24 protein-coding genes and 1 other RNA gene are annotated in these 22,716 nt (G+C 36.0%); 4 read left to right on the forward strand and 21 right to left on the reverse strand.

The window, feature by feature from the left end; genetic code table 11:
• Positions 1–16 precede the first annotated feature (16 nt).
• The 11 genes from AC1DKZ_RS05415 to AC1DKZ_RS05465 form a co-directional block, all read right to left on the reverse strand.
• Positions 17–763, reverse strand: a complete 747-nt coding sequence (locus AC1DKZ_RS05415; RefSeq protein ID WP_016101466.1) for a type I methionyl aminopeptidase — start codon at positions 761–763, stop codon at positions 17–19.
• A gap of 154 nt (positions 764–917) precedes the next feature.
• Entirely contained in the window at positions 918–1,391 is a 474-nt protein-coding gene (locus AC1DKZ_RS05420; RefSeq protein WP_476995767.1) for a GNAT family N-acetyltransferase, read from the reverse strand.
• Positions 1,392–1,439: 48 nt separating this feature from the next.
• Positions 1,440–2,957: a carboxypeptidase gene (ypwA, locus tag AC1DKZ_RS05425; RefSeq protein ID WP_476995768.1), complete on the reverse strand. Its 1,518-nt coding sequence runs from the start codon at positions 2,955–2,957 to the stop codon at positions 1,440–1,442.
• A gap of 118 nt (positions 2,958–3,075) precedes the next feature.
• A complete protein-coding gene (locus tag AC1DKZ_RS05430) occupies positions 3,076–5,013 on the reverse strand; it encodes an ATP-dependent DNA helicase (RefSeq protein WP_476995769.1) in 1,938 nt (645 codons plus the stop codon).
• 138 nt (positions 5,014–5,151) lie between these two features.
• On the reverse strand, positions 5,152–5,334 hold the full coding sequence (locus tag AC1DKZ_RS05435; RefSeq protein WP_113937070.1) for a DUF3921 family protein: 183 nt from the start codon (positions 5,332–5,334) through the stop codon (positions 5,152–5,154).
• 61 nt (positions 5,335–5,395) lie between these two features.
• Positions 5,396–6,535, reverse strand: a complete 1,140-nt coding sequence (locus tag AC1DKZ_RS05440; RefSeq protein WP_002011868.1) for a THUMP domain-containing class I SAM-dependent RNA methyltransferase — start codon at positions 6,533–6,535, stop codon at positions 5,396–5,398.
• Positions 6,536–6,715: 180 nt separating this feature from the next.
• Positions 6,716–7,107, reverse strand: an RNA gene (rnpB, locus tag AC1DKZ_RS05445) — RNase P RNA component class B.
• A gap of 87 nt (positions 7,108–7,194) precedes the next feature.
• Positions 7,195–7,530 carry a cell division regulator GpsB gene (gpsB, locus tag AC1DKZ_RS05450; RefSeq protein WP_000622428.1) on the reverse strand — a complete coding sequence of 112 codons (336 nt, stop codon included), beginning with the start codon at positions 7,528–7,530 and terminating at the stop codon, positions 7,195–7,197.
• A gap of 97 nt (positions 7,531–7,627) precedes the next feature.
• The gene (locus tag AC1DKZ_RS05455) at positions 7,628–8,182 is read right to left on the reverse strand and encodes an SLOG family protein (protein ID WP_002011870.1); all 555 of its coding nucleotides are present in this window, start codon (positions 8,180–8,182) and stop codon (positions 7,628–7,630) included.
• A 55-nt stretch (positions 8,183–8,237) separates the two neighbouring features.
• On the reverse strand, positions 8,238–8,663 hold the full coding sequence (locus tag AC1DKZ_RS05460; protein ID WP_002011871.1) for a CotD family spore coat protein: 426 nt from the start codon (positions 8,661–8,663) through the stop codon (positions 8,238–8,240).
• A 156-nt stretch (positions 8,664–8,819) separates the two neighbouring features.
• Complete coding sequence (locus AC1DKZ_RS05465; RefSeq protein ID WP_476995770.1) at positions 8,820–9,482, reverse strand: YppG family protein; 663 nt, start codon at positions 9,480–9,482, stop codon at positions 8,820–8,822.
• 177 nt (positions 9,483–9,659) lie between these two features.
• Here AC1DKZ_RS05465 and AC1DKZ_RS05470 point away from each other — a divergent pair, with 177 nt between their 5' ends.
• Positions 9,660–9,851, forward strand: a complete 192-nt coding sequence (locus AC1DKZ_RS05470; RefSeq protein ID WP_012260642.1) for a YppF family protein — start codon at positions 9,660–9,662, stop codon at positions 9,849–9,851.
• 25 nt (positions 9,852–9,876) lie between these two features.
• Here AC1DKZ_RS05470 and AC1DKZ_RS05475 read toward each other — a convergent pair whose 3' ends face one another.
• Together AC1DKZ_RS05475 and AC1DKZ_RS05480 are read right to left on the reverse strand one after the other, a co-directional pair.
• Positions 9,877–10,221, reverse strand: coding sequence for a YppE family protein (locus AC1DKZ_RS05475; protein WP_002011864.1), 345 nt, complete (start codon positions 10,219–10,221; stop codon positions 9,877–9,879).
• A gap of 15 nt (positions 10,222–10,236) precedes the next feature.
• The gene (locus AC1DKZ_RS05480; RefSeq protein WP_002011865.1) at positions 10,237–10,479 is read right to left on the reverse strand and encodes a hypothetical protein; all 243 of its coding nucleotides are present in this window, start codon (positions 10,477–10,479) and stop codon (positions 10,237–10,239) included.
• Positions 10,480–10,597: 118 nt separating this feature from the next.
• On the opposite strand from AC1DKZ_RS05480, the gene AC1DKZ_RS05485 reads away from it, so the two are divergent.
• Positions 10,598–10,744 (forward strand): phage portal protein, encoded by a 147-nt coding sequence (locus AC1DKZ_RS05485; RefSeq protein ID WP_309473010.1) that lies wholly within the window; start codon positions 10,598–10,600, stop codon positions 10,742–10,744.
• A gap of 343 nt (positions 10,745–11,087) precedes the next feature.
• On the opposite strand, the gene AC1DKZ_RS05490 is transcribed toward AC1DKZ_RS05485, so the two are convergent.
• On the reverse strand, positions 11,088–12,113 hold the full coding sequence (locus tag AC1DKZ_RS05490; protein ID WP_219301832.1) for a DUF2515 domain-containing protein: 1,026 nt from the start codon (positions 12,111–12,113) through the stop codon (positions 11,088–11,090).
• A 103-nt stretch (positions 12,114–12,216) separates the two neighbouring features.
• Here AC1DKZ_RS05490 and recU point away from each other — a divergent pair, with 103 nt between their 5' ends.
• Together recU and AC1DKZ_RS05500 are read left to right on the forward strand one after the other, a co-directional pair.
• Positions 12,217–12,819, forward strand: a complete 603-nt coding sequence (recU, locus tag AC1DKZ_RS05495; RefSeq protein ID WP_002030800.1) for a Holliday junction resolvase RecU — start codon at positions 12,217–12,219, stop codon at positions 12,817–12,819.
• A 66-nt stretch (positions 12,820–12,885) separates the two neighbouring features.
• A complete protein-coding gene (locus AC1DKZ_RS05500) occupies positions 12,886–15,627 on the forward strand; it encodes a PBP1A family penicillin-binding protein (RefSeq protein WP_476995771.1) in 2,742 nt (913 codons plus the stop codon).
• A 26-nt stretch (positions 15,628–15,653) separates the two neighbouring features.
• Here the strand turns inward: AC1DKZ_RS05500 and AC1DKZ_RS05505 are convergent, their stop codons facing one another.
• The 7 genes from AC1DKZ_RS05505 to dinG all read right to left on the reverse strand — a co-directional run bounded on the left by AC1DKZ_RS05505 (position 15,654) and on the right by dinG (position 22,610).
• A complete protein-coding gene (locus tag AC1DKZ_RS05505) occupies positions 15,654–16,172 on the reverse strand; it encodes a YpoC family protein (RefSeq protein ID WP_476995772.1) in 519 nt (172 codons plus the stop codon).
• A gap of 3 nt (positions 16,173–16,175) precedes the next feature.
• Positions 16,176–16,823 (reverse strand): endonuclease III, encoded by a 648-nt coding sequence (gene nth / locus AC1DKZ_RS05510; protein WP_000933020.1) that lies wholly within the window; start codon positions 16,821–16,823, stop codon positions 16,176–16,178.
• Between the two features lie 15 nt (positions 16,824–16,838).
• Entirely contained in the window at positions 16,839–17,546 is a 708-nt protein-coding gene (gene dnaD, locus AC1DKZ_RS05515; protein WP_000728546.1) for a DNA replication protein DnaD, read from the reverse strand.
• 121 nt (positions 17,547–17,667) lie between these two features.
• Positions 17,668–18,855, reverse strand: a complete 1,188-nt coding sequence (aspB, locus tag AC1DKZ_RS05520; protein ID WP_476995773.1) for an aspartate transaminase AspB — start codon at positions 18,853–18,855, stop codon at positions 17,668–17,670.
• Positions 18,856–18,873: 18 nt separating this feature from the next.
• Positions 18,874–19,377, reverse strand: coding sequence for a cell wall elongation regulator TseB-like domain-containing protein (locus AC1DKZ_RS05525; RefSeq protein ID WP_476995774.1), 504 nt, complete (start codon positions 19,375–19,377; stop codon positions 18,874–18,876).
• 7 nt (positions 19,378–19,384) lie between these two features.
• Positions 19,385–19,555: a YpmA family protein gene (locus AC1DKZ_RS05530; RefSeq protein ID WP_002086589.1), complete on the reverse strand. Its 171-nt coding sequence runs from the start codon at positions 19,553–19,555 to the stop codon at positions 19,385–19,387.
• A 250-nt stretch (positions 19,556–19,805) separates the two neighbouring features.
• Positions 19,806–22,610, reverse strand: coding sequence for an ATP-dependent DNA helicase DinG (gene dinG / locus AC1DKZ_RS05535; protein ID WP_476995775.1), 2,805 nt, complete (start codon positions 22,608–22,610; stop codon positions 19,806–19,808).
• Between the last annotated feature and the right edge of the window lie 106 nt (positions 22,611–22,716).

Here is a 22,716-nt window from a genome sequence, read left to right on the forward strand (position 1 = left end):
ACTTTCACATTTCATATTACAACGTCGTTAATATGATAGGACCATCCTTCGTAATCGCAATTGTATGCTCATACTGTGCAGATAATTTCCCATCCATCGTCCGTGCAGTCCATCCGTTTAAATCTACTTTAGAATATCGCATACCGGCATTTACAATAGGTTCAATTGTAATTACCATTCCTTCTTGTAATTCTGGTCCTTGCCTTGGCTTACCAAAATGAAAAATTGCTGGTTCCTCATGAATTTCTTTACCAATTCCGTGTCCCGTAAAGTCTCTTGCAACAGAAAACCCTTCAGAGGCTACATAACTTTCAATTGCGTATCCAATATCTCCAACATGGTTACCACTTATTGCTTGCTCAATCCCTTTATATAAAGCACTCTCTGCTACTAACAATAACCTTTTTGCTTCATCAGAAATATCTCCAACTATATACGTCCATGCAGAATCCGAAAGCGCACCATTTAAGTTTACTACCATGTCAATTGTCACAATATCTCCTTCACTTAAAGGAACATCTGTTGGAAACCCATGACACATTTCATTGTTCACAGATGCACATATTGCGTATGGATAATCGTTATACCCTTTCTGTTCGGATCTGGCACCATGCTCTTCTAAATATGCTTCAACAAACGTATCAATTTCTTGTGTAGTGATACCTGGTTTCATCATTTTTGCAATTTCTCTATGACAAGAAGCTAGTAACTTCCCCGATTCATGCATCAAATCTATTTCATTTTTCGTTTTAATTATAATCATACTACCTCTCCTTACTAAACTTGCTATTTGCTACTAAACTTCAATCATACACATCCTCTTCCAAAATTTCAAAACTTCTAATTACAACAAGTACAAAAACAAACATCATTTATTTCTACATCAAAATAAAAAAACAGAAGCTCTCCTCTGTTTTTTAATCATTTTCACATATATAATTCATTTTCAAAAACTCAAAACAACTACCATTTGTTTTCTGTATAAACGTTCCAACAACTTCGAATCCTGCTCTTTTATACACTTTAATCGCTATTTCATTAAATGTCGCTACTGATAGTGTTATATAATTGCATCCGTATTTTTCTTTACTAAAATCTAATCCAGCTTTTACGAACTGTAAACCTAATCCATTGCCTGTTATATCAGGTCTCATTCCAAGTCCTATATCAACTGTTTGATTATTTATGTTACTAAAACTAAAGAAACCAATGAGAGTACCATTTTCCTTCACAGAAAATGTATGATTCCCTCTACTCTCATCCTCTAAAAACTCAGCTAAATCTTCTTCATCTGCCTCTATATCATAAAAGGAATACTCCCCTTCATAATGCCAGTTGTATGCAATTTCTTCTGCTTCCGCTTGCGACATTACTGTAAACATATAGCCCATTTCTCTCACTCCCTCATAAAAAAAAGCTGCAATTAAGCAGCTCCTGTTTTATAACTCATAAATCTCTTTATATTTAGCTTCTAAATAATCAGCTAAGTAGTTTGCATTTAAACCTTCACCTGTCACATCTTTTAAAATTTCAAGTGGTTTTTTCGTTTTGCCATATTGGTGAATATTCTCTGTTAACCATTCACGAATTGGTGTCACGTTTCCTTCTTCTAATAATGCACCAAAGTTTGGAATATCCTTTAGCATCCTATGTTTAAATTGCGCTGCATACATATAACCAAGCGCATAAGATGGGAAGTATCCAAATGAACCACCAGCCCAGTGAACATCTTGCAATACACCTTGTGCATCGTTTTCCGGACGAATTCCTAAATATGCTTCCATCTTATCATTCCAAGCCGCTGGCAAATCCTTCACTTGTAATGTACCATCAAATAATTCTTTCTCAAGTTCATAACGAACCATGACGTGAAGCGGATATGTAAGCTCATCTGCTTCTATACGAATAAACGATGGCTTCGATTCGTTAATCGCATCATAAAACTCATCTACTGATATATCATTGAATTGACCATCGCTATACTCTTTTAATAAATCATAATTTTTCTTCCAGAATGATTTATTACGACCGATAAAGTTCTCAAAGAATAATGATTGTGACTCATGAATACCCATAGAAGTTCCACTACATAGCGGTGTACCTTCAAATTTCTCTGCAATATTTTGTTCATATACAGCATGACCACATTCATGAATCGTGCCGAAAACAGCCATACGGAAGTCTTTCTCATCGTAACGAGTCGTAATACGAACATCCCCTCTATTTAATGTAATTTCAAAAGGATGTACCGTTTCATCAAGACGACCCGCTTCAAAGTTATAGTTCAATTGTTTTAATAACTCTAAAGTAAAATTCTTTTGTTTTTCTTTTGAAAAATGTTCAGCTAAAGCATTTGTTTTTAACTCTTTTTTAGACTCAGAAATTTCTTTCACAAGCGGAACGATACGTTCACGTAGTTGACCAAATACATGATCTAACACTTCTACTGTGATTCCCGGCTCATACATGTCTAATAGCGTGTTATATTTGTACGTTTCGTAACCCCAATATGTAATAAACTTCTTTTTGAATTCAACAATTTTTTCTAAATACGGACGGAACATTTCGAAGTCAGATTTTTCGCGAGCTTCTTCCCATACACTTTCCGCTTTCGCTTCTAATTTCACATACGCTTCATATTCCGCTTGTGGAATTTTCTTATTTCTATCATATTCTTTACGACACTCTTCAACCATTTTCTTTGTCGTTTCAGAAAGTTTATTTTCAATAATTAAAGATTCTAGTTCAGTTAAATAGTTCCCCATCTCATCTGAAGTCGACATCGCAAACACTTCGGATGAAAGCATTCCAATTACTTCTGAACGCTGGTCTACTCCTTGCTTTGGTGCACCTGTTCTTAAATCCCAAAACATTAAGCTTAATGCCTCTCCGTAATTCTCTATCTTCTTCACATATGTTAAAAATTGTTTTTCCACTTCATATGTAGCAACTGTCATAGTATAAAAAACCTCCTTTTTCTACCTCAAACTTATTTCGACACTGAAACATAAATTCCTTTTCTAATAGAAAAAAAGCTTGGCAAATGCCAAACTTTTCCCTACAACATTTTTTCGCTTAAAGTACTTTTCCTTCTACCGGAAGTACTTTCTTCACTGCTTCTATCACTTTTTCATCTTCATTATCTGATAAGAATAATGATATAGCACCTTTATCTTCACTTGTACGAATTAAACGTCCAATTCCTTGGCGAAGACGTAAAATCATATAAGGCACATCTACGTCCCAGAATGGATCATTCACATGTTTACGCTTCGCCTCAAACACAGGATCGTTTGGAGGGAATGGTAATGACCAAATAATAACATGTGATAATGATGAACCTGGAATGTCTAAACCTTCCCATAAATGAACGGCACAAAGTACAGTCTCTTCTTCATTTTGGAAACGAGAAACGAGCTGACTAATTTCTTGATCTCCTTCATATAGGAACAGCACTGACATTTGCTCTTTACTTACATATTCTTTAAACGCTGCAAGTTCTTGCGTTGTACGGAATAATACGAGTGTACGTCCATTTGTTTTTTGTATATTTTCAAGTGTATATTGACACTTTCTTTCCCATTCATTTTCTTTCGTATACGGAAGTAAGTTTACTGTCATTTGCTCTTCATAATCAAACGGCGAAGCAACTGAGAATGATAAGTAATCTTTTACCCCTAGACTATTTGCAGTAAATGCGAACGAATCATTGTCAGATAATGTCGCAGAAGAGAAAATATATGGAATCTTCTTCGAGAATACTTTTTCTTGTAACACTTCTTCAACTGCACGCGGCATAATAACTAACGTGAAAGCACCATCGCCTTCTTCACCCCACGTAATTACATTTTTCTCGTGCATGAAAAGACGAAGTGAATGCTCTAACACATCTAAATGCTCATCAACAATATTTAAATCGTATGTGTTTACTGTATGCATTTCACTTTCAAATACTAATGCATCACCGACTTCACCGATTTTCGCATAAAGTCTTTTCGCTTCTGCAGTTACCTTTTCTGTCACAGTAATTTCTAAACGATCAGAACCTTCAATTTCCTTTTTATTCTCTTGTAGTACCCCAAAGAATTGTTCAGTTTGCCAAATTGTTTCTTCTACTAAATGTGCGAACTCTTCACGAATATCATTTTGTAATAATCTCGTTAAAAGTTGCTCCATCATCGTTTGTTTTAAACGGTACGTTAAAGCTTTTTGAGCTGCATATTCTACAAGATGCCCTTCATCGAATACAACGCAGCTACTTTCTGGTAATAACGGAATTTGTCCTTCACGTTTGCGAGCTTCGTACGTCCAAATATGATCCATATAGAAATCTTGAGAACAAATGATTAAATCTGCCGCTTTACGATAATGCTCGCGCGAAAGAGTTTGACCACAACGATGACGAGAATCACAAGTGAAGCAATCTTGGAAGTAATCCCAGTTTACCTTTGACCATTCCTCGTCATTTAACAGTGGAAATTCTTTTCGATCACCATAGTGAGTAAAGTTCTGCATCGTACCATGATCGAATACGAACTGAGGTAATTCGTAATATACATCTTCAATTACTTCTGGAGCTCGTCCACTCATAACATCTTCAAGTTTACGTAAACATAAATAATTATCCATTGACTTCGCAAGTCTAACATCAACAGATAGCCCTAATGCTTCAGATAACTTAGCAATGTCTCCTTCTTCTTTCACAAGCTGCTCAATTAACGTTTCATCTGCACAAGCGATAATAGCCGGCTTCCCTGTATAACGTGCATAACAAATTGCATATAGAAGATATACAATTGTTTTCCCTGTTCCTACACCTGCTTCTGCAAACATAACTTTCTTCTCTTGGAAAGCGCGCTCTAACTGAAACGCCATAAAAATCTGTTCATCACGCTCTTCAAAACCTTTTTCCGGAAGAATGTCGTAAAACACATCTCCAATCCACTCATTCAACTTATCATAAAAATTATCTTGTTTTCCTACTTCAAATGGTAACCTATTCTCAGTAAACATCCTTAGCCTCCAACCAAACAGTTTTTCTATAAAAAGATATAGCAACTGCTACTCACATGTGTGCAGCCACTTTCCCCTGTTACAATACATAGAAATACACGAAAAAAAATTTTCCTTTCGAAAAAGGAAAATTTTTTTCTATATTAATGACCTTAAATAACGTTTATCAATCGCTGTTTCATGTGAAAGAGCTGACAAATATTCTTCCTGCGCTTTTTGTATTCCCTCTACAATTGCACCTTGACTATCCACTTCTTTTCCGAGCTCATCATACGTACGGTGAATAGCTTTTTGAATCATCGAGAATTGGAAACTATCCATATCACTTCCTCCTTTACGCATTACATAATAGCCAGTATATGCGTGCTGGAGGAGTTTTATACTATGAATTACGCGGTGGACGCTTTCCGAAGTATTGATAGTAATCTGTACGGATAAATCCGTTAAACAGTTTACGTTTTTTCGATGCATCTTTCCCATAACATTTCTCAAACGCTTCATAACTTGTTAATAAATACATTGACCACGTATCTAATGGGCGGAATACCTCTCCCATTTCTTTATATAATTTTTCAACAAGCGCTCTTTCACTTAAACGTTCTCCGTATGGAGGATTCGTTACAACATAGCCATATTCCTCTTTTGTCGTGAAATCTTTTACTTGCATTTGTTTAAATGATATAAGATCCCCTAATCCAACTTCTTCTGCGTTATCTTGGGCAACTCTTATCATACGGTGATCGATATCTGATCCAATGATTTGCAATGGTTGATTATAATTAGCTAAATCTTCAGCTTCTTGACGAGCTTCGCGCCAATTTTGTTTACCAACCCAGCCCCATTCATCCGATGCAAAGCCTCGGTTAAATCCTGGTGCGATATTTTGTCCAATTAATGCAGCTTCAATTGGAATTGTACCAGATCCACAGAAAGGATCAACGAAAGGACGATCCGCCTTCCAGTTTGTTAACTTAATTAAAGACGCAGCTAATGTTTCTTTTAAAGGCGCTTCACCTTGCTCAAGACGGTATCCACGTTTATGAAGACCTACACCACTCGCATCGATTGTTAACGTCGCAATATCCTTGAGCATTGCAATTTCAATACGGAATAACGGTCCATCTTCTTCAAACCAAGTTGTGCGTCTATACGTTGTTTTTAATTTCTCAACAACAGCCTTTTTAACGATACGTTGGCAGTCTGAAACGCTAAATAATGTTGATTTCAAAGATTTCCCAATAACAGGAAATTCTCCGTTCTCTGGAATATAATCTCCCCAGTTTAACGCTTTTGTTTTTTCAAATAACTCATCGAATGTTGTTGCTTTAAATTCGCCGACTTTAATTTTCACACGGTCTGCAGTACGTAACCATAAATTCGTACGACAAATCGCTTTTTCATCCGCTTCAAACGTTACCTTTCCGTTTTCCACTTCACATTCATAACCAAGATCGCGAACTTCTCGGGCAACTAACGCTTCAATACCCATTGCCGCTGTTGCAATTAAAGTAACTTTTCCCATTTGCATTCACCTCTTATGTATAATCAAACAATAATTAATAACATGTTTTCCTATTAATTATCACATATTACGAAGAATATTCTCATTTACCATTTTAACTCACAATTTATAACTTCATACAAATAAAAAGCCCTCCTCTAACAAAGGAGAGCTGAGTTATTTCATAGTTGGTTCATAACGTTCTGTAAGCCATGTTCTGTTCCTTTGTACTGCAAACGGCCCACGCCTCGTACTCCGGTGGTAATCATCTATCTACAGGTTACGAAAACCTGTCCTTTTCCGTCGTTCATTTCCTTGGAAAAGATTCCCCTACCATTATTTGGGTTTCTCGCTCGTGGGGTTTACCTCGTTCCACTCCTATCATTTCTTCAAGGACTTCGTCACTGTGGCACTTTAAAGGTAGTCAAACCATATCCGAAAGGACTTAGGTTTTTTCCCTGCCGTTAAACCAGCCTTGCAGCCAGAATACCCTAGCTTATGACTTGGCTAGGCACGAACACTACAGCCATCTCAGGCCGTGCGAGCATGGACTTTCCTCTACAACGTTGGCGTTGCAGCGATTACCCAAACGTTATGACAAACATTAGTATAGTGGAAACAAAAAGATTTTGCAATGTTTTTTTCTATGTAAAATACTTTAACCTTTTTGTTACCTTAATTTATTCGTATAACTTACTTCCAAATACAGCTTTTTCTAAATTAGATAGACGTTTTAAAATATCCGTATTCGTATTGTTATACACTGGTTGTGCAACTGGTGTTTGTACCGGTTGTTGCGGAACTTGTGTTGCCGCTACTTTCTGCTCTTCTAATTCACGTTTCAAACGAACGTTTTGTTGTTTTAATTGATCAAATTCCTTATGAAAAGCTTCATAATCTTTAATAATCATATCAAGAAACTTATCTACTTCTTCTTGTTGATAACCTCTCATACCTGTTTTAAATTCTTTTTCTAAAATATCTTTCGCTGTTAATTTAATTTTATCCGAAATCATTTTCTTCACCTCAAATTTTTGCCAAAGCTTTCATTAACTAAATTTTTTCAGAAACAATGCCTTTTGTCAATCAAATATACGAGTACTATATTACATATTACTCTGCATTATTCCACTGTTCCTCTTCCATTATATCTTGTAAATCAGAAAAAAGAATGAAATAACTGTGATAATTTTCTATTTCTCCTTTTTTCTTAGCTGCTTCTACAATATATTTAGGGCTCCCAGACTTTTCTTCATCATATACAGCTAAAAGTGCATCGCTTTTTTCAATAAAAAACTGATTCTTTAATTTAAATTGCTCTGGGCTTTCGTACTTCCGTTTCGTAATACTATCAATGTGATCTGCTTGCGAAAGAATAAATTCGTAATATTCACGGTTATCTTCCTTCCAATTTTCTTCTTGTTCTAAAAAAGGAGTAAATACCGCTAATTTTAAATCTGGATATTCTACTTGAATTTCAAAAACAACTTCAGCAGCCCATAGCTCTACTCCTAACTGGCCGCTAATAATAACCCATTCCAAACCCTCTTCTACAAAAACAGTTAATTTACGACGCAGCGCCTTTTTTATACACTCTACTCCTGGATGATCATTTTTAAATATTCCAAGTTCAAACGGCTTATATCCTGTTACAGCAACAACTTTCATATCAACACTCCAATTACAAAAAAGAACTAGCATTTCGCTAGTTCTAACATATCATTTACTTTTTAAACATTCCACCAACGTTTGGTCCGATATTTGGTCCAAATGGTGATACATTCGGTCCTGGTCCAAATGGTGATACGTTCGGTCCTGGTCCAAATGGTGATACATTCGGTCCTGGTCCAAATGGTGATATTTGATGCCCATGGTGATGATGGCCATGACCGCATGGTCCACATCCTCCGCCGAATCCTGGATCACCAGGATCTACAACGTTTACGTTCGAGTTTGTTTGTGGGAAGAAGCTTTGATTTTTAATTTGTTGATGATGAACATGCGTTGTATGGGTTGGAAAAATGTGTGGCACCACCGTTGTTGAAAAAGAATGTGTTACGCATTGTTTTGTTGGATGAATGACAGGAGCTGTCGTACAAATAGGTCCTACAGGCTTATGCCCTCCAAAGCAAGGATGACAATGATGCATAGTTTTTTCTCTCCTCTCTCATTAAAAAAATCTGACTACACTTTACAATATGAGCGAGGGGGTAAAGCCGCTTGTTATATATACCCATTTATTTCATGGAAATTTGTCTAGTATCCAAATTCATACGTAATACCTATTATAGACAACCCCCTACTATTATTTACCAAAAAAGCCCCCGACTTGCTTAACAATCCCTGTTACTTGATTCATCGCGTTCATCATTTGTCCAGCTGTGTTCATCATTTTATTTACATCGTAGTTACCATCTGATGATTTAAATTGTGAAACAAAACTAGAAAACTGACTTGGTTGCTGTTGCTGTTGCTTTTGTTTATTCATCGTTGGATATGGTTGTTTTGGTGGATAAAACATAGCTTGTTGATTTACATATTGAGCTGGCGACATGTAGTTTTGTGAATTCATATACGCTTGCTGTGGTTGATTCGTATACATTTGCTGCGGCTGATCCATGTGCGGTTGTTGCGGTTGATTCATATACGCCTGTTGCGACTGATTCATGTGCGGTTGTTGCGGTTGATTCATATGCGCTTGCTGTGGTTGATTCGTATATGCTTGTTGCGGTTGATTCATATGCGCTTGCTGCGGTTGATTCGTATATGCTTGTTGCGGTTGATTCATATGCGCTTGCTGCGGTTGATTCCCAAAAGACACTTCAAATGGTTGATAATAATTTTGGTTTCCATAATGAGGCTCGAAAGGATACATATTATATCGCAAATATGTATCCTCATTATATTGGTACATATTTTGCTGTGCATATGGATTTGCTTGCTGATATACATTAGGTTGTTGAAACATGCATTCTCTCCTCCTTGGCATAAGTTTCTACATATAGAATATGTACCTATAAAATAAAATGTGTGACGGAGTACCTGTCTGTTTTTGTCGGAAGTTTAAATTTTTAAAAAAATTAGAAAGTAAACCCTTCCATGCTATGATAATAAGGAAGAAGATTCTCATGGGGGAGGAATCAACATGGTATTAGGGGATTTAAAACAAGCGTTTTCTCAAAAAAAGGGGTATTACACAGAAAATTCGAATGAACTGTTAGACTTTGCAAGACATTGTTATCTTGAAGGAAAAATATGCATATCAGATTACCGAACATTAATACGTGAATTAGAAATAAACGGTGCAACAAAACCTACAACAGTGACCGAGGCATAAAAAAACAAGAGGGTTTTCCCTCTTGTTATTTACATTGATCTACGATATTTTGCAAAGTATACGAAATAGCTTGATGAGTTTCAAAGAAACGTTTACCTTTTCCCTTATTAACAAAACATTGTAGCACATTAGTTTGTAAATTATCATACACTTGATCAATTTGTTGTACATGTATATACTTAGGTCTTTCTTCCTTTATCCACCTATAAGCTAATTCTTTCCACATCTCTAACTCCGCATCTACAATATCAACAAATGGCTTCATATCCTTATAAAAATCATATTCAGCCATCTCTCTTTTTTTCACATTCGCTTCATCATTATACTGCATTAACTTCTCCGAAGACTGGATTAATGCTTCATGTCCCATTTTGTTCCCACCTTATTATGCACTCACTACGACGTTTTGAAATGTCTTTACCCAGCTCCCTTTTTCTTCGTGATGCACTAATTTATTTTCCATATGTTCTATATGCATTTCTGTTATTTCTATCTTATTGCATATTTTTTCACCTTTATCCTTCAATGCATGATTCATTCTAATCCCAATCTTCATTTCCAGCAAATCGAGAGAACTTAACATTTGATCCATTTTTTTCATAACATCTTCCTTCTGAACCATCGCCATATTTAAAACGCCCCCTTCTTTGCCTTTCCTTTGTCATGTAATTTCGCCGATTGATTAATTACTCCTTCTCACATGACAAAACTAGTTGATATTCGTCAAAGAAATCATTTAGTATGCCATTTTTAGAAATGGTAACAATACAAAAAGGAGGTGTATTACGATGGCAAAAAATAAAAACGAAAAAAAGAAAAAGCAAAACAAACAACAAAACCAACCTGAGACTGGTAATCCAAAGCTTGATGGTCCAAATTTCCCCGCTACATAAAGTGAAACTTTAATCAGTGGGGTTTTGTTCATCCCCCACTGATTATCAGCCCGCACCAATCGGGTGTTTACGGACAGCAGGGCTTCCACCTACCTTCTTTGCTCCAGCCAAATTTTGAGGTGGGAGTTTTACTGTCCACAAATAGCGGGATAAAATGACACTTTAACCAAAGTGGCTTTTACAAACAACTATTTTCTAGTCTACCTTACCTCTTCGCTTTCGATAAGTGTTGAAGTTAAAGTCGTACTGCCGGCAAATAGTCGATTAGAAAGTAACTTGTTGTAGAGCTTATTACTTTTAATAAAGAAGTCCCGCCTTCATTTAAGAAGGCGGGACTTCTTTATTATATCATGAACTCATCTATTCTTTTAACAAAACTACTTAATATAGAAAGAGTATGTATTTGCTCCCTCTTCTTTCTATACCATTCTGTTATATTAATTTCCCCCTTAGGTTTTTCAAGTAAAAATAATGAATCTATTTCCAACCCGTCACTAAACCAATCTTTTTCAATTAATTTTTCATGAGTGACAATAGAATACACATCCCGAAGAGCCGGCGTACATGATTTTCTAATTCCCCTTATATTACATTCATAATCCATCCTAGATCCTGTATGCCTAGTTTGCACTGCAAATTTATAAAAAGAAGCCTTATACTTTGAATGAAATAATAACCAAGCTAATTGCTTCCCCAGTTCTATACGTTTTTGCAACGTTTCAAATTGATAAACTGAAAATCCATACATTCCCCCTTCCACCATTGGAAAAATAACTGCACTAACGTGAAATATTTCTTGAAATTTGAATAGTGCAGTATCAAATACATGTTTTTGAAAGTATGCATTCTCAATTACTGGTTTTTGAATTTTATTTTGTTCATTAATAATAAGTGCCGTCATAAGCCTATTTATATCTTTTTTCTCCCAAAACGCGACCCATTCTTTTTCCATAAAAATTGATATGTTGAAAAATTGTAACAAATGAAAGAGCGGTGCACATCTCTTTTTACTTTCCTCATACAGTAATAGTTGAGGAAATGCATCTAAAAAAATGAGCCAATTGGCTTTCTCATACAAAAGAAATAATCGTCTCTTAACTGTTTGAGATAAAAGATTAGAATAATATTCTCCTTCTAAATCTGTCATGTTCCATCCCCCATTCCTTGAAACCATGCTTGCTAAAAAAGACCATCTAATTTCTCTATTTCTCAAATAATATTCTTGGTAAGATTGTGTACGTGAAATATTATCTACGTTAGCTACATCCGTGCTCTCCTTAATATTAAGAACTATAGCTTTTTCCTCTTCTGTACAAAAAATATCATTACGGGTCTGTTTAATTTTTTCGTAATCATTCCATCGAAACATGAGTAAGTCACCATACCTTTCTTGAAAAAGGTCACATCTTTTTTCATTTTTTGATATAATCACCTTTGTAAGTAAATCTTATCAAGTTGGGAGTGGACAAAATATGACCATTCGTTACCCAAATGGAAAAAGGTACGATCAAGCTTCACAACCTCATAAAACACCAATAAAAAAACATACTTACAGTAATAGAGGTATGTCCCTTGAAGAGGAATTGAATGACACCAATCAATATTACTTAACCCATAATATTGCATGCGTACATAAAAAACCTACACCTCTTCAAATTGTAAAAGTAGATTACCCCGCTCGAAGTGCTGCAGTGGTAAAAGAAGCGTATTTCAAACAACCTTCTACAACAGATTACAACGGTGTATACAAAGGGAAATACATCGATTTTGAAGCGAAAGAAACTAAAAATAAAACCAGTTTTCCACTTCAAAACTTCCACCTTCATCAAATTGAACATATGAAGCAAGTAGTCGCTCATAATGGAATTGCATTTGTTATTATTAAATTTACACTTTTTGATGAATTTTATTTATTAGATGCAAAACATATTATTGCATTTTGGAATCGTCAAAATACTGGTGGACGTAAATCGATTACAAAACAAGAAATAGAAGAGCATGGGTCTTTATTATCATGCGGTTATCACCCTCGAATTGATTATATCCGCGTACTAGACACGGTTTATTTTTCGTGATAGAGTCATCACTAAGGCTCTTTTTTCGACTTTTGGGGGAGAGAATGAAAGGTAGGAGAAAGTATAATGTCAGATAATTATCGTTCTCGTACAGAACGAAATCATGTAAAAAATCAAACGAAAGAAACAAATAATAAAGAAGAAAAACCAAAGAAAAAAGGTTCCTTTTTCAAGAGATTTCTTATAGGTTGTCTACTTCTTGGTATCGTCGGTCTCGTAGCTGGCGTTTCGGCCTTCTTTGTTATGGTAAAGGACGCTCCAAAACTAGACAAATCAAAGCTAGTCAATCCTTTATCAACAAAATTCCTTGATAAAAACGGGAATTTCTTCTATGAATACGGTGCTGAAAAACGAACCCATGTTACATACGATCAAATTCCAAAAGTAATTGAAAGTGCATTCCTTGCGACTGAGGATGCTCGTTTCTACGATCATAATGGAATTGATTTTAGACGTACTGGAATGGCAGTCATGGAAAATGTCACTGGTGGTTTTGGATCACAAGGTGGTAGTACGATTACACAGCAAGTAGTTAAAAACTATTTTCTAACGATGGACAAAACTGCAAAAAGAAAAGTGCAAGAATGGTACTTATCTTATAAGTTAGAGCAACAGTACTCAAAACATGAAATTTTAGAAATGTACTTAAATAAGATTAACCTCGGTAATCGCTCTTACGGTATTTCAACAGCAGCAAAAAAATATTACGGCAAAGATTTAAAAGACATACAACTACACGAAGCTGCAATGCTCGCTGGTTTACCCCAAGGTCCTAACATTTATGATCCAACAAAACCAGATAACGTTGATAGAGCAACGAAACGTCGTAATATCGTATTAACATTAATGAACCGACACGGGTATATAACGAAACAAGAAATGAATGACGCAATGCAAATCTCTGTAACACAAGGACTTCTTCCATCTTCAGAAGTGACTGAAATGAAGTATCAAGCATTTATAGATGCTGCTGTAAAGGAAGTTGAAAAAGAATACCCTGATGTAAATATCGGTTCAGATGGTTTAACGATTCATACAACACTTGATCAAGATGCTCAAGATTATGCTGAGAAAATTATGGATGGCAATCTCATTAAATATCCAAACGATCAGTTCCAAGGATCATTTGTATTTATGGATACACAGTCTGGAGAAGTTCGAGCAATTGGTGCTGGGCGTAAAGAAAGTAAGTCTACTTTCAAAGGTCATAATATGGCAGTTGATTTAAAACGCCAAGTTGGTTCAACAATGAAACCAATTTTCGACTATGGTCCAGCAATTGAGAATCTTCAATGGTCTACTTATCATCAATTAAATGACTCTGAATATACTTACTCTGATGGCACAAAGATTAAAAATGCTACAGGTAATTTTAAAGGTGACGTTTCACTTCGTGAAGCATTGAAGAAGTCATTAAACATCCCGGCTTTAAAAACAGCTCAAGCAGTCGGTATTCCTAAAGCACAAGAGTTTGCTGAAGGTTTAGGAATGACGTTTAAAGATGGGAAAGCATATGAATCTACTGCAATCGGTAGTAATGAAGGCTCTCCGTTAGATGTCGCTGGAGCTTATGCAACATTTGGAAATGACGGTGTATACAATAAACCTCATTTCGTTAAAGAAGTTATTTTCCCAGATGGAAAAAAGAAAAGCTTTAAACCGAAAGAACAGCGTGCAATGCACGACTATACAGCTTACATGGTTACTGACGTTCTTCGTGACGTAGTAAAACCTGGTTCTGGCGGTACAGGTCCAACAGCATATGTTTCTGGATTCGACGTTGCTGGTAAAACAGGAACACAAAACTTTGATAAATCTGTTATTAAAAAATACGGTATTCCAGCAGATGCCAACAGAGATAGTTGGTTCGCAGGATATACACCACAATATACAATGGCTGTATGGACTGGTTATGAAAAAGATAGCCCAGAAAATTACATTAGCGATCGTTCTACTAGAATTGCTCAGCAAATGTTCCAAGCAATGATGAGCAAATTTGCTACGGATAAATCTCGTTTCGAGCGCCCTTCTTCTGTACAAGAATTAAATGGAGAACTGTACATTAAAGGTGCGAAAAAAGATGCAGTTAAAGAAATTAAAGTAGATCCACCTAGTGGCCTTAATGTCGCTTTCGATGGCGCTAGCACAGTGACACTGAACTGGTCTGGACCATCATCAAATGTTGATGCATACGCAGCAAGCTATAAAGCTACTGACGGTTCTAGTGGTAGCTTGTCAGTAAGCGGTACGACAGCTACTCTTGGCGGTATTAAACCAGGTGTTACTTACAGCTTCTCTGTAGTAGCGACAAAGGGTACTGGAACAAGTCCTGCAATTGGTGCATCATTCACTGCGCCTGGCGGAACTCCAGATGCGAAAAAAGCTGACGAAGAGGCTAAGAAGAAGGCTGACGAAGAAGCCCTGAAAAAGACCAATGAAGATAAACTAAAACAAGAAGAAGCTAAGAAAAAAGCTGATGAAGATCAGCGTAAACAGCAAGAACAGCAACAACAACAACAACAACAACAACAACAACAACAACAACAACAACAAGAACAACAACGTAAACAACAAGAACAGCAGCAACAAGAACAACAACGTAAACAGCAAGAAGAAGCTCAAAAGAAAGCCGCTGACGAAGAGGCTAAGAAGAAAGCTGACGAAGAAGCTAAGAGAAAAGCCGACGAAGAAGCTAAAAGAAAAGCTGACGAAGAAGCTAGAAAAAAAGCTGAAGAGCAACAACAGCAACAAAATACCGGCGGAGATATACCTCACGCGGACGGAAATGTTGTTACAACAGAGTCTTAATAAACAAAAAAAGAAGTCGGTTTCTCTTAATGAGAAATCGACTTCTTTTTTGTTATCATTTTCTTTACATATAGCTTTTCTATTTCGATATACAACTGTACTAATTGAATATACGAATGGTAATTACTCGGTTTCTTTATAACAAATGAATATCGCTCCATAAAATTAACAGGTTGTACTTCCAATTTATTCGTATTTACTTGCATCTCATTCAAACTATGAACAGGCTGCTCATTTAACCAATATATAACCGATAGAAAGTGCGCTGCAAAAAGAATCATCGGACCCTCAGCTTCTTGTTTTTTTCTGTTCCGAAATAGTATAGCAATTTCTTCATGCTTGCTTTTCCATATATTTAACACCGCTGGAATACTTGTTTCAATTTCATTCCATGGCTCATATTTTCTTTCAATATCAAATATAAAGTAAGTATTTTGTATTATCTCTTCAAAAGATTGGTCTGTGTGATACGTAATCGAATTTGCACTCTCTTTAAAAAATGGTACGCACCGAAACTCTTTCGGTATTTCTATAACTCGCTCCATCCTTTATTTCCCCTTCATTCGTTTCTTTCCTTCGCGACATATTTCTAGTAATCGACACTCTTCACATTGTGGTCGCTGCGCCTTACAGTAATAACGTCCGAAGAAAATCATACGGTGGTGTGTAACTCCCCACTCATCCATTGGAATCTTCTTCATCAATGTCTTTTCCACTTCTAACACGGAATCTTTCCATCTACAAATTGCTAACCGTTTACTCACTCTCTCTACATGCGTATCAACAGCAATCGCTGGAATCCCAAATGCTACCGAAACAACTACATTCGCTGTCTTTCTCCCTACTCCTGGTAATTTCGTCAGCTCATCACGGTCTTCTGGAACTTTCCCGTTATAATCATCTAGTAACATCCGGCACAATTTTTGAATATTTTTCGCCTTATTTCTAAACAATCCAATGGAACGTATATCTTGTTGTAATTCTTCTAAAGACACACTTAAATAATCTTCTGGTGTTTTATATTTTTGAAATAAGTTTTTCGTCACTTTATTCACAAGTGCATCTGTACATTGCGCAGATAATGCCACTGCGATTACAAGTTCAAATGGATTATCATGAATTAATTCACAATGCGCTTCTGGATACATATCCGCCATTGTATCTAAACAATAACGAATTTGCGTTTTGTTCAACATATCTTTCCTCCTACACTACTGCTCCAACCAATTATAAAAAGGCACTTTCCCAGTAAATTTCGTCTCTTGTTTTGTCGTTTGTTGTGTGCGTTGTTGATTCGCTCTAAATTTCTGGCCTTGATTTTGCGCTTGATCTACCGTTTTAATTCCGTTCTTTTTCCACTCAAACAAAATACGATCAATATACCGGAAATTAAGTTTACCACTCATAACAGCTTCACGAAGAGCCGCTTGAATTAAATTCGGATGGTGTTGATCTTGATCTTCCCACATCCCTAATGTTTCACATTCAAATGGCGAAAGTGGTCTTCCGAATTCTTTTTCAAATACTGTATATAAATTCACTTGAATTTGCTTTTGTTCTTTTTGCTCTTCCTCTATAGATTCATTCATTAAAAAGTGCAATATTTTTTCCCACAGTGGTTGTAAAGAATAACTTTCACACATCATCGCTTCAGATCTTCGTCCACCTTCTAGTGCTAAAAAACCTTTTTGGATTAAAGTCTGAATCACTTCCATGCATTTCATTTCTGTTATCGTCATCCGTTCTGAAATCTCTGAAGGAGTCGGGAACGAATTACCTGATTCTAAAAATGTGTGTACATGAAGTACTACCATAAATTCCGTCTCATTTAAACCTAGCTTTTTATAATGCATCATAAGCAATTTAGGAATCGCTATGCTTCCCTGTTCAAACCATTGTAACATCATTTTCTTTTTCATCACCAAACACCTCGTTCTCTAGTATAACACACCTTTAGCCATTTCTTTTTGCCACAATTCGTCAAAAAAACCTCCCTATATATAGGGAGGTTTTTTGCCATTTACTACAAGAAACAGACGATTAAGCCTGTACTTTACTTTTCATGAACGTATGAATTCGTTCTAATGCTTTCTCAACTTGCTCAAGAGATGTCGCATACGATAATCGAACGTTATTTGGTGCACCAAATCCTGTACCTGGAACAAGAGCCACCTTTTCTTCTTCTAATAATGCTTTTGCCCACTCATCAACTGTATCATACCCAGCTAACGCTACGGCTTCTTTTACATTTGGGAATAAGTAAAAAGCACCTTGTGGCTTAATACAAGTGAAACCAGGAATTTGAATTAATTTATCATAAATAATGTTCAATCTTTCTTCAAACGCTTGACGCATTGTTTCTACAGGTTCTTGTGAGCCTGCATATGCAGCAATTGCACCGTATTGAGCAATTGAAGTAGGGTTTGACGTACTATGACTCGCTAAGTTCGTCATCGCTTTAATAAGCTGCTTATTTCCTGCTGCATATCCAATACGCCAACCTGTCATAGAATGTGATTTAGATACACCATTAATAATAAGTGTTTGTTCTTTTAATACATTAGAAAGCTGGGCAATTGAAGTATATTCCGCGTCACCATAAATTAATTTTTCATAAATCTCATCTGAAACGATTAAGATATCACGCTCTAAACATACTTCTCCAAGCTGTCGTAATTCTTCTTTGCTGTAAATCATCCCTGTTGGATTGCTCGGTGAATTAATAATAACAGCTTTCGTTTTCTCTGTAATTGCCTCACGTAGCTGCTTTGCTGTAATTTTGTACTCATTGCCTTCTAGACCTTCTACATAAACTGGCTTACCACCAGCAAGCTTTACTTGCTCAGGATAACTTACCCAATAAGGAGTTGGGATGATAACTTCATCTCCTTCATCAAGTAACACTTGGAATAATGTATATAATGCATGCTTGGCACCATTACATACAATAATTTCAGATGGATCATACGCAATTCCTTGATCACGAGTAAACTTCTTCACAATTTCTTGTTTTAACGCTTGTAATCCACCTGTTGGTGTATATTTCGTATGTCCTTCTAACATCGCTTTATGCGCAGCATCCATAATATGTTTTGGCGTATTAAAGTCAGGTTCTCCTGCTCCTAATCCAATTACATCGTGACCTTCTGCTTTTAATGCTTGTGCCTTTGCTGTAATTTCTAAAGTTGCAGATGGTGTTAAAGCAGCTACTCGCTTTGCTAATTTCATTTGTAGTTCCCCCTACATCTATTTTTCAATGCTGTAGTGTCCAGCATAAACCCCATTTTGAAACTCTAAATAGTAATACGTATAACGATCTTCCTGATCAATATATGTAATTTCCCACAATGGAATATCGTTTTGAGCACCTAATTTTACTTTTATAATTTCTTTTGGTTTCGGCTTCGGCTCAGCACCTTCTCCTGTAGCTTGTTCAGCCAATTTTTGCAAAGCTTCTTTTTTAGAAATACCTTCGCTCTTTTTCTTCACAAGGACATTTCCTTTTTTATCAGGCACCCAAACGATAAGTTGTTCTCCTTTTTCATCTGTACCTTGTACGACTGTATATGAAGATTTTCCATTATAATAATCAACAGATTTTACCTTTGTAAGCTTTGCCTTTTCTTTCGCAATTTCTACAGACTTTGACTCTTTTGGAATTTTCTTTTCCATCGCTTTATTATAAACATATGCCCCATATATTCCACTAGCAACGATAACGATAATGATTGTAAAGATCCACTTTTTCATTGTATCACTACGTTCTGTAAATCGTAAATACAGCTGTTTCTTTATCTTTTTCGTCTAATGCTAATCCGAACATGAGGTCCTGCTCTTTTAACGTACGATTCAAACCATCAACAATTTTATACAAGTCAGACGAATATTTAATACGCGTCGTTGATAGGACTTCGATTTTCTTATCCATGAAAAAACTCCTCCGTTACACAAAAATTTCTAATTATAGAAGAACGCAATGCGGTTACAATAAGAGTACATTCTTTACAACCCCTGCTTCATCACCCATCTATTATAGCAGGACATGTACAGCAAAAAAAGGTTTCAAATCGAAAAGCAATATATTTTGTATACAAGAAGTAAGAAAAATAAAATTCCTCCTACCCACATTTTTTACGCCTGAAGTTTAAATGTACTTCAGGCGTATTTTTCTTCCAATTTTATTCATTTGACGATTCTTCTAACCGTACTAACAATTCTTCTAACGGTCCTTCATAGAGCGGTACAGTTGGGATTGATTGTAAAAATCGTTTTCCATAGGAAGAACTTGTCAAACGACGATCTAATACAAATACAGTTCCCGTATCTGTATTTGTTCTAATAAGACGACCAAACCCTTGTTTGAAACGCAAGATTGCTTGTGGGAGCGCCAACTTATCGAATACGTCTTCTCCTTGATTTTTTAACCACTCTCCTTTTGCTTCCATCATCGGCTGATGAGGAGGGGTAAAAGGCAGACGGACAATGACAAGACAACTCAGAGCATCTCCAGGTATATCTATCCCTTCCCAAAAACTACTTGTTCCTAACAAAATCGATTTGTCGAACTCCTGGAATTTGCGGATTAGACGACTTCGGCTCTTATTATTCACACTTTGCGTTAATAATAAATATCCTTCTAATGTCTCATCATTTTTCAAATTCGTATACGCTTCTTTCAACATTTCATACGAAGTGAATAAAACGAGCATTCTACCTTTTGTAGCTTTCGCTATTTTCGCAATATGTGCCGATATAGACTCAATATATTCTTCATTACTTGCTTTCTTAATAAAAGGTACATCCGTTGACACCATTAATTTCATTTGCTCTTCAAAACGGAATGGTGATGGAACCTTTAATGTATTGGGAGCAAAATCATGTAAACCTAGCTCCTCTTTTATATAGTCGAATGAATCATTAACTGTTAACGTTGCTGATGTGAAAATAACACTCTTTTTCTGGGTTAAAAATTCATCAGCAAATCTTTCACCAATATGAACAGGCTGCGCATATAGAACTGTTGAATGAATCGTTCCCTTCGTTTCAGTCTCCATCCATGTCACGTATGAATTTTTTTCTAAAATGAGTAATTGTAAAGATTGTGCCATCTTTCTCAACAACTCAATTAAATGCATAAATTCACCTGTAACGACATGCATCTCCCATTCTAATTTACTTTGCAATATTTCAACTTGCTTCTCAAGTGTAGTCAATAACTTTCTTACATCATACACAAATCGATTTGTTAACTCGGTAATGCTATCCCATAACTTACCTTTCTCTACTTCCGTGTTATATCGATAAATGAGTGGCATATTGCTCATCCCTTGTTCCTGCTTTGTTTGTTTAAATACGAAAGTCCGTAACATTTGAAATAGTTCATCTGCATCAAATTTCAATTCCTTCAAACTATGACTCACCATACGGAAAGTCGAACGCGATGCTTGCTCTGATTTTTTCATCATTTTATATACTTTAGAAAGTACATCATCTGTTTCTAGCGTACCAAGACGAGATAAAGCTAATTGAAAATACATGCATGAGAACTGTTCACCTAATGTTCTACTCGCCGCTTCCTCGATATGATGAGCTTCATCAAAAATAATATGTTCACATGAAGCAAATAGTGGTTCTTCACTTGAAAAATCTTGAAATAATAACGCATGATTTGTAATAACGATATCTGCAAATAATGCTTTATTCTTTGCTCTTTGATAAAAACAACGACTATACCAGTTGCTTTGCATCCCGCCTGGACTATGTACATCACTACAAATACGGTTCCAAAGTAACTTGCCGCCCTCAGGAATATTTAATTCATCACGATCGCCAGTTTCCGTTTGCAATAACCACACTAAAATTTTTGCTTTTGTGAGCGCCATATCATAATTTTTCTCTTCCTCTTGCAAAGCATATTCAAATTTATGTAGACACAGATAATGCTTTCTTCCTTTCAGAAGAGCTACTTCAAATGAAAATGGCATTATTTTCTTTAATAAAGGAATTTCTTTTTCTAGTATTTGTTGTTGCAATTGTACAGTTTGTGTACTTATAATGACAGGTTCTTCTTTTTTCTTCGCGAAATAAATACTTGGAAGTAAATATGCAAGCGTCTTCCCCGTACCTGTTCCTGCTTCAATCAGTGAAAACCTAGAATCTCTTAGCGCTGTATATATTTCCTTCATCATAATCTGTTGGCTTTCTCTTTTTTCAAACTTTGGCATATTCAATTCAAGTTTATCGATTGTCTTATGTAAGAAAGCATCAAATTTAGATGAGTATATTTCACTGAGGCTTAAAGAATAATTCCGCTTTCGAAGCGCAATATTTCGATACACCTCATACTCCTCTGCCTCTTCTTTACCATGCATCATTTTCTTTAAAATATTTTCAGAAAGTACATCAGCTATATCACTTTGGAAAACATCACTTAATTCATAAAGCGATTGTAATGTGACAAGTGGTAACTTTTCAATTTCACTTAAAAATTGTAAAAACAACTCCGCTGTTGCAAGAGCATCACTATCCGCACGATGTGGTTGATCGTGCTCTAGTTCATGCTGCTTAGCTAAATCACGTAATTTATAACTATCAGCTGTCGGCAAAAGAATTTGCGCCAATTCAACTGTATCAATTTTAGGACAATGTACTTCTGTATATCCAGCCTGCCTTAATTCTTCATTTAAAAAATTCCAATCAAAGTGAACGTTATGTGCAACAAAAGCCGCACCTTGTAATAGCTCAACAATCATCGGGGCTACATCTCGAAATAACGGGGCTTGTTTTACAAGATTTTCATCAATCCCAGTTAATTCTGTAATAAATAGGGGAATCTCTCTCTTCGGATTAATAAAAGATGAAAAAATCTCTAATATCTCTCCATCTTCCACTACAACAGCTGCAATTTGGGTGATTTTATCCTTCCCATCCTTCCAGGAGTTCCCTGTCGTCTCTAAATCAACAACGACATAACGCTTACTCATATATGTAACACCTCAATTTCTTACCTATCAAACACAAAAATTATATAATGTTACTATACCACGTTTTACCTCATCTTAATGAAAAGATGCACAAAAAAGCTATCTC

It is taken from the genome of Bacillus sp. 05T21, from assembly GCF_056396785.1.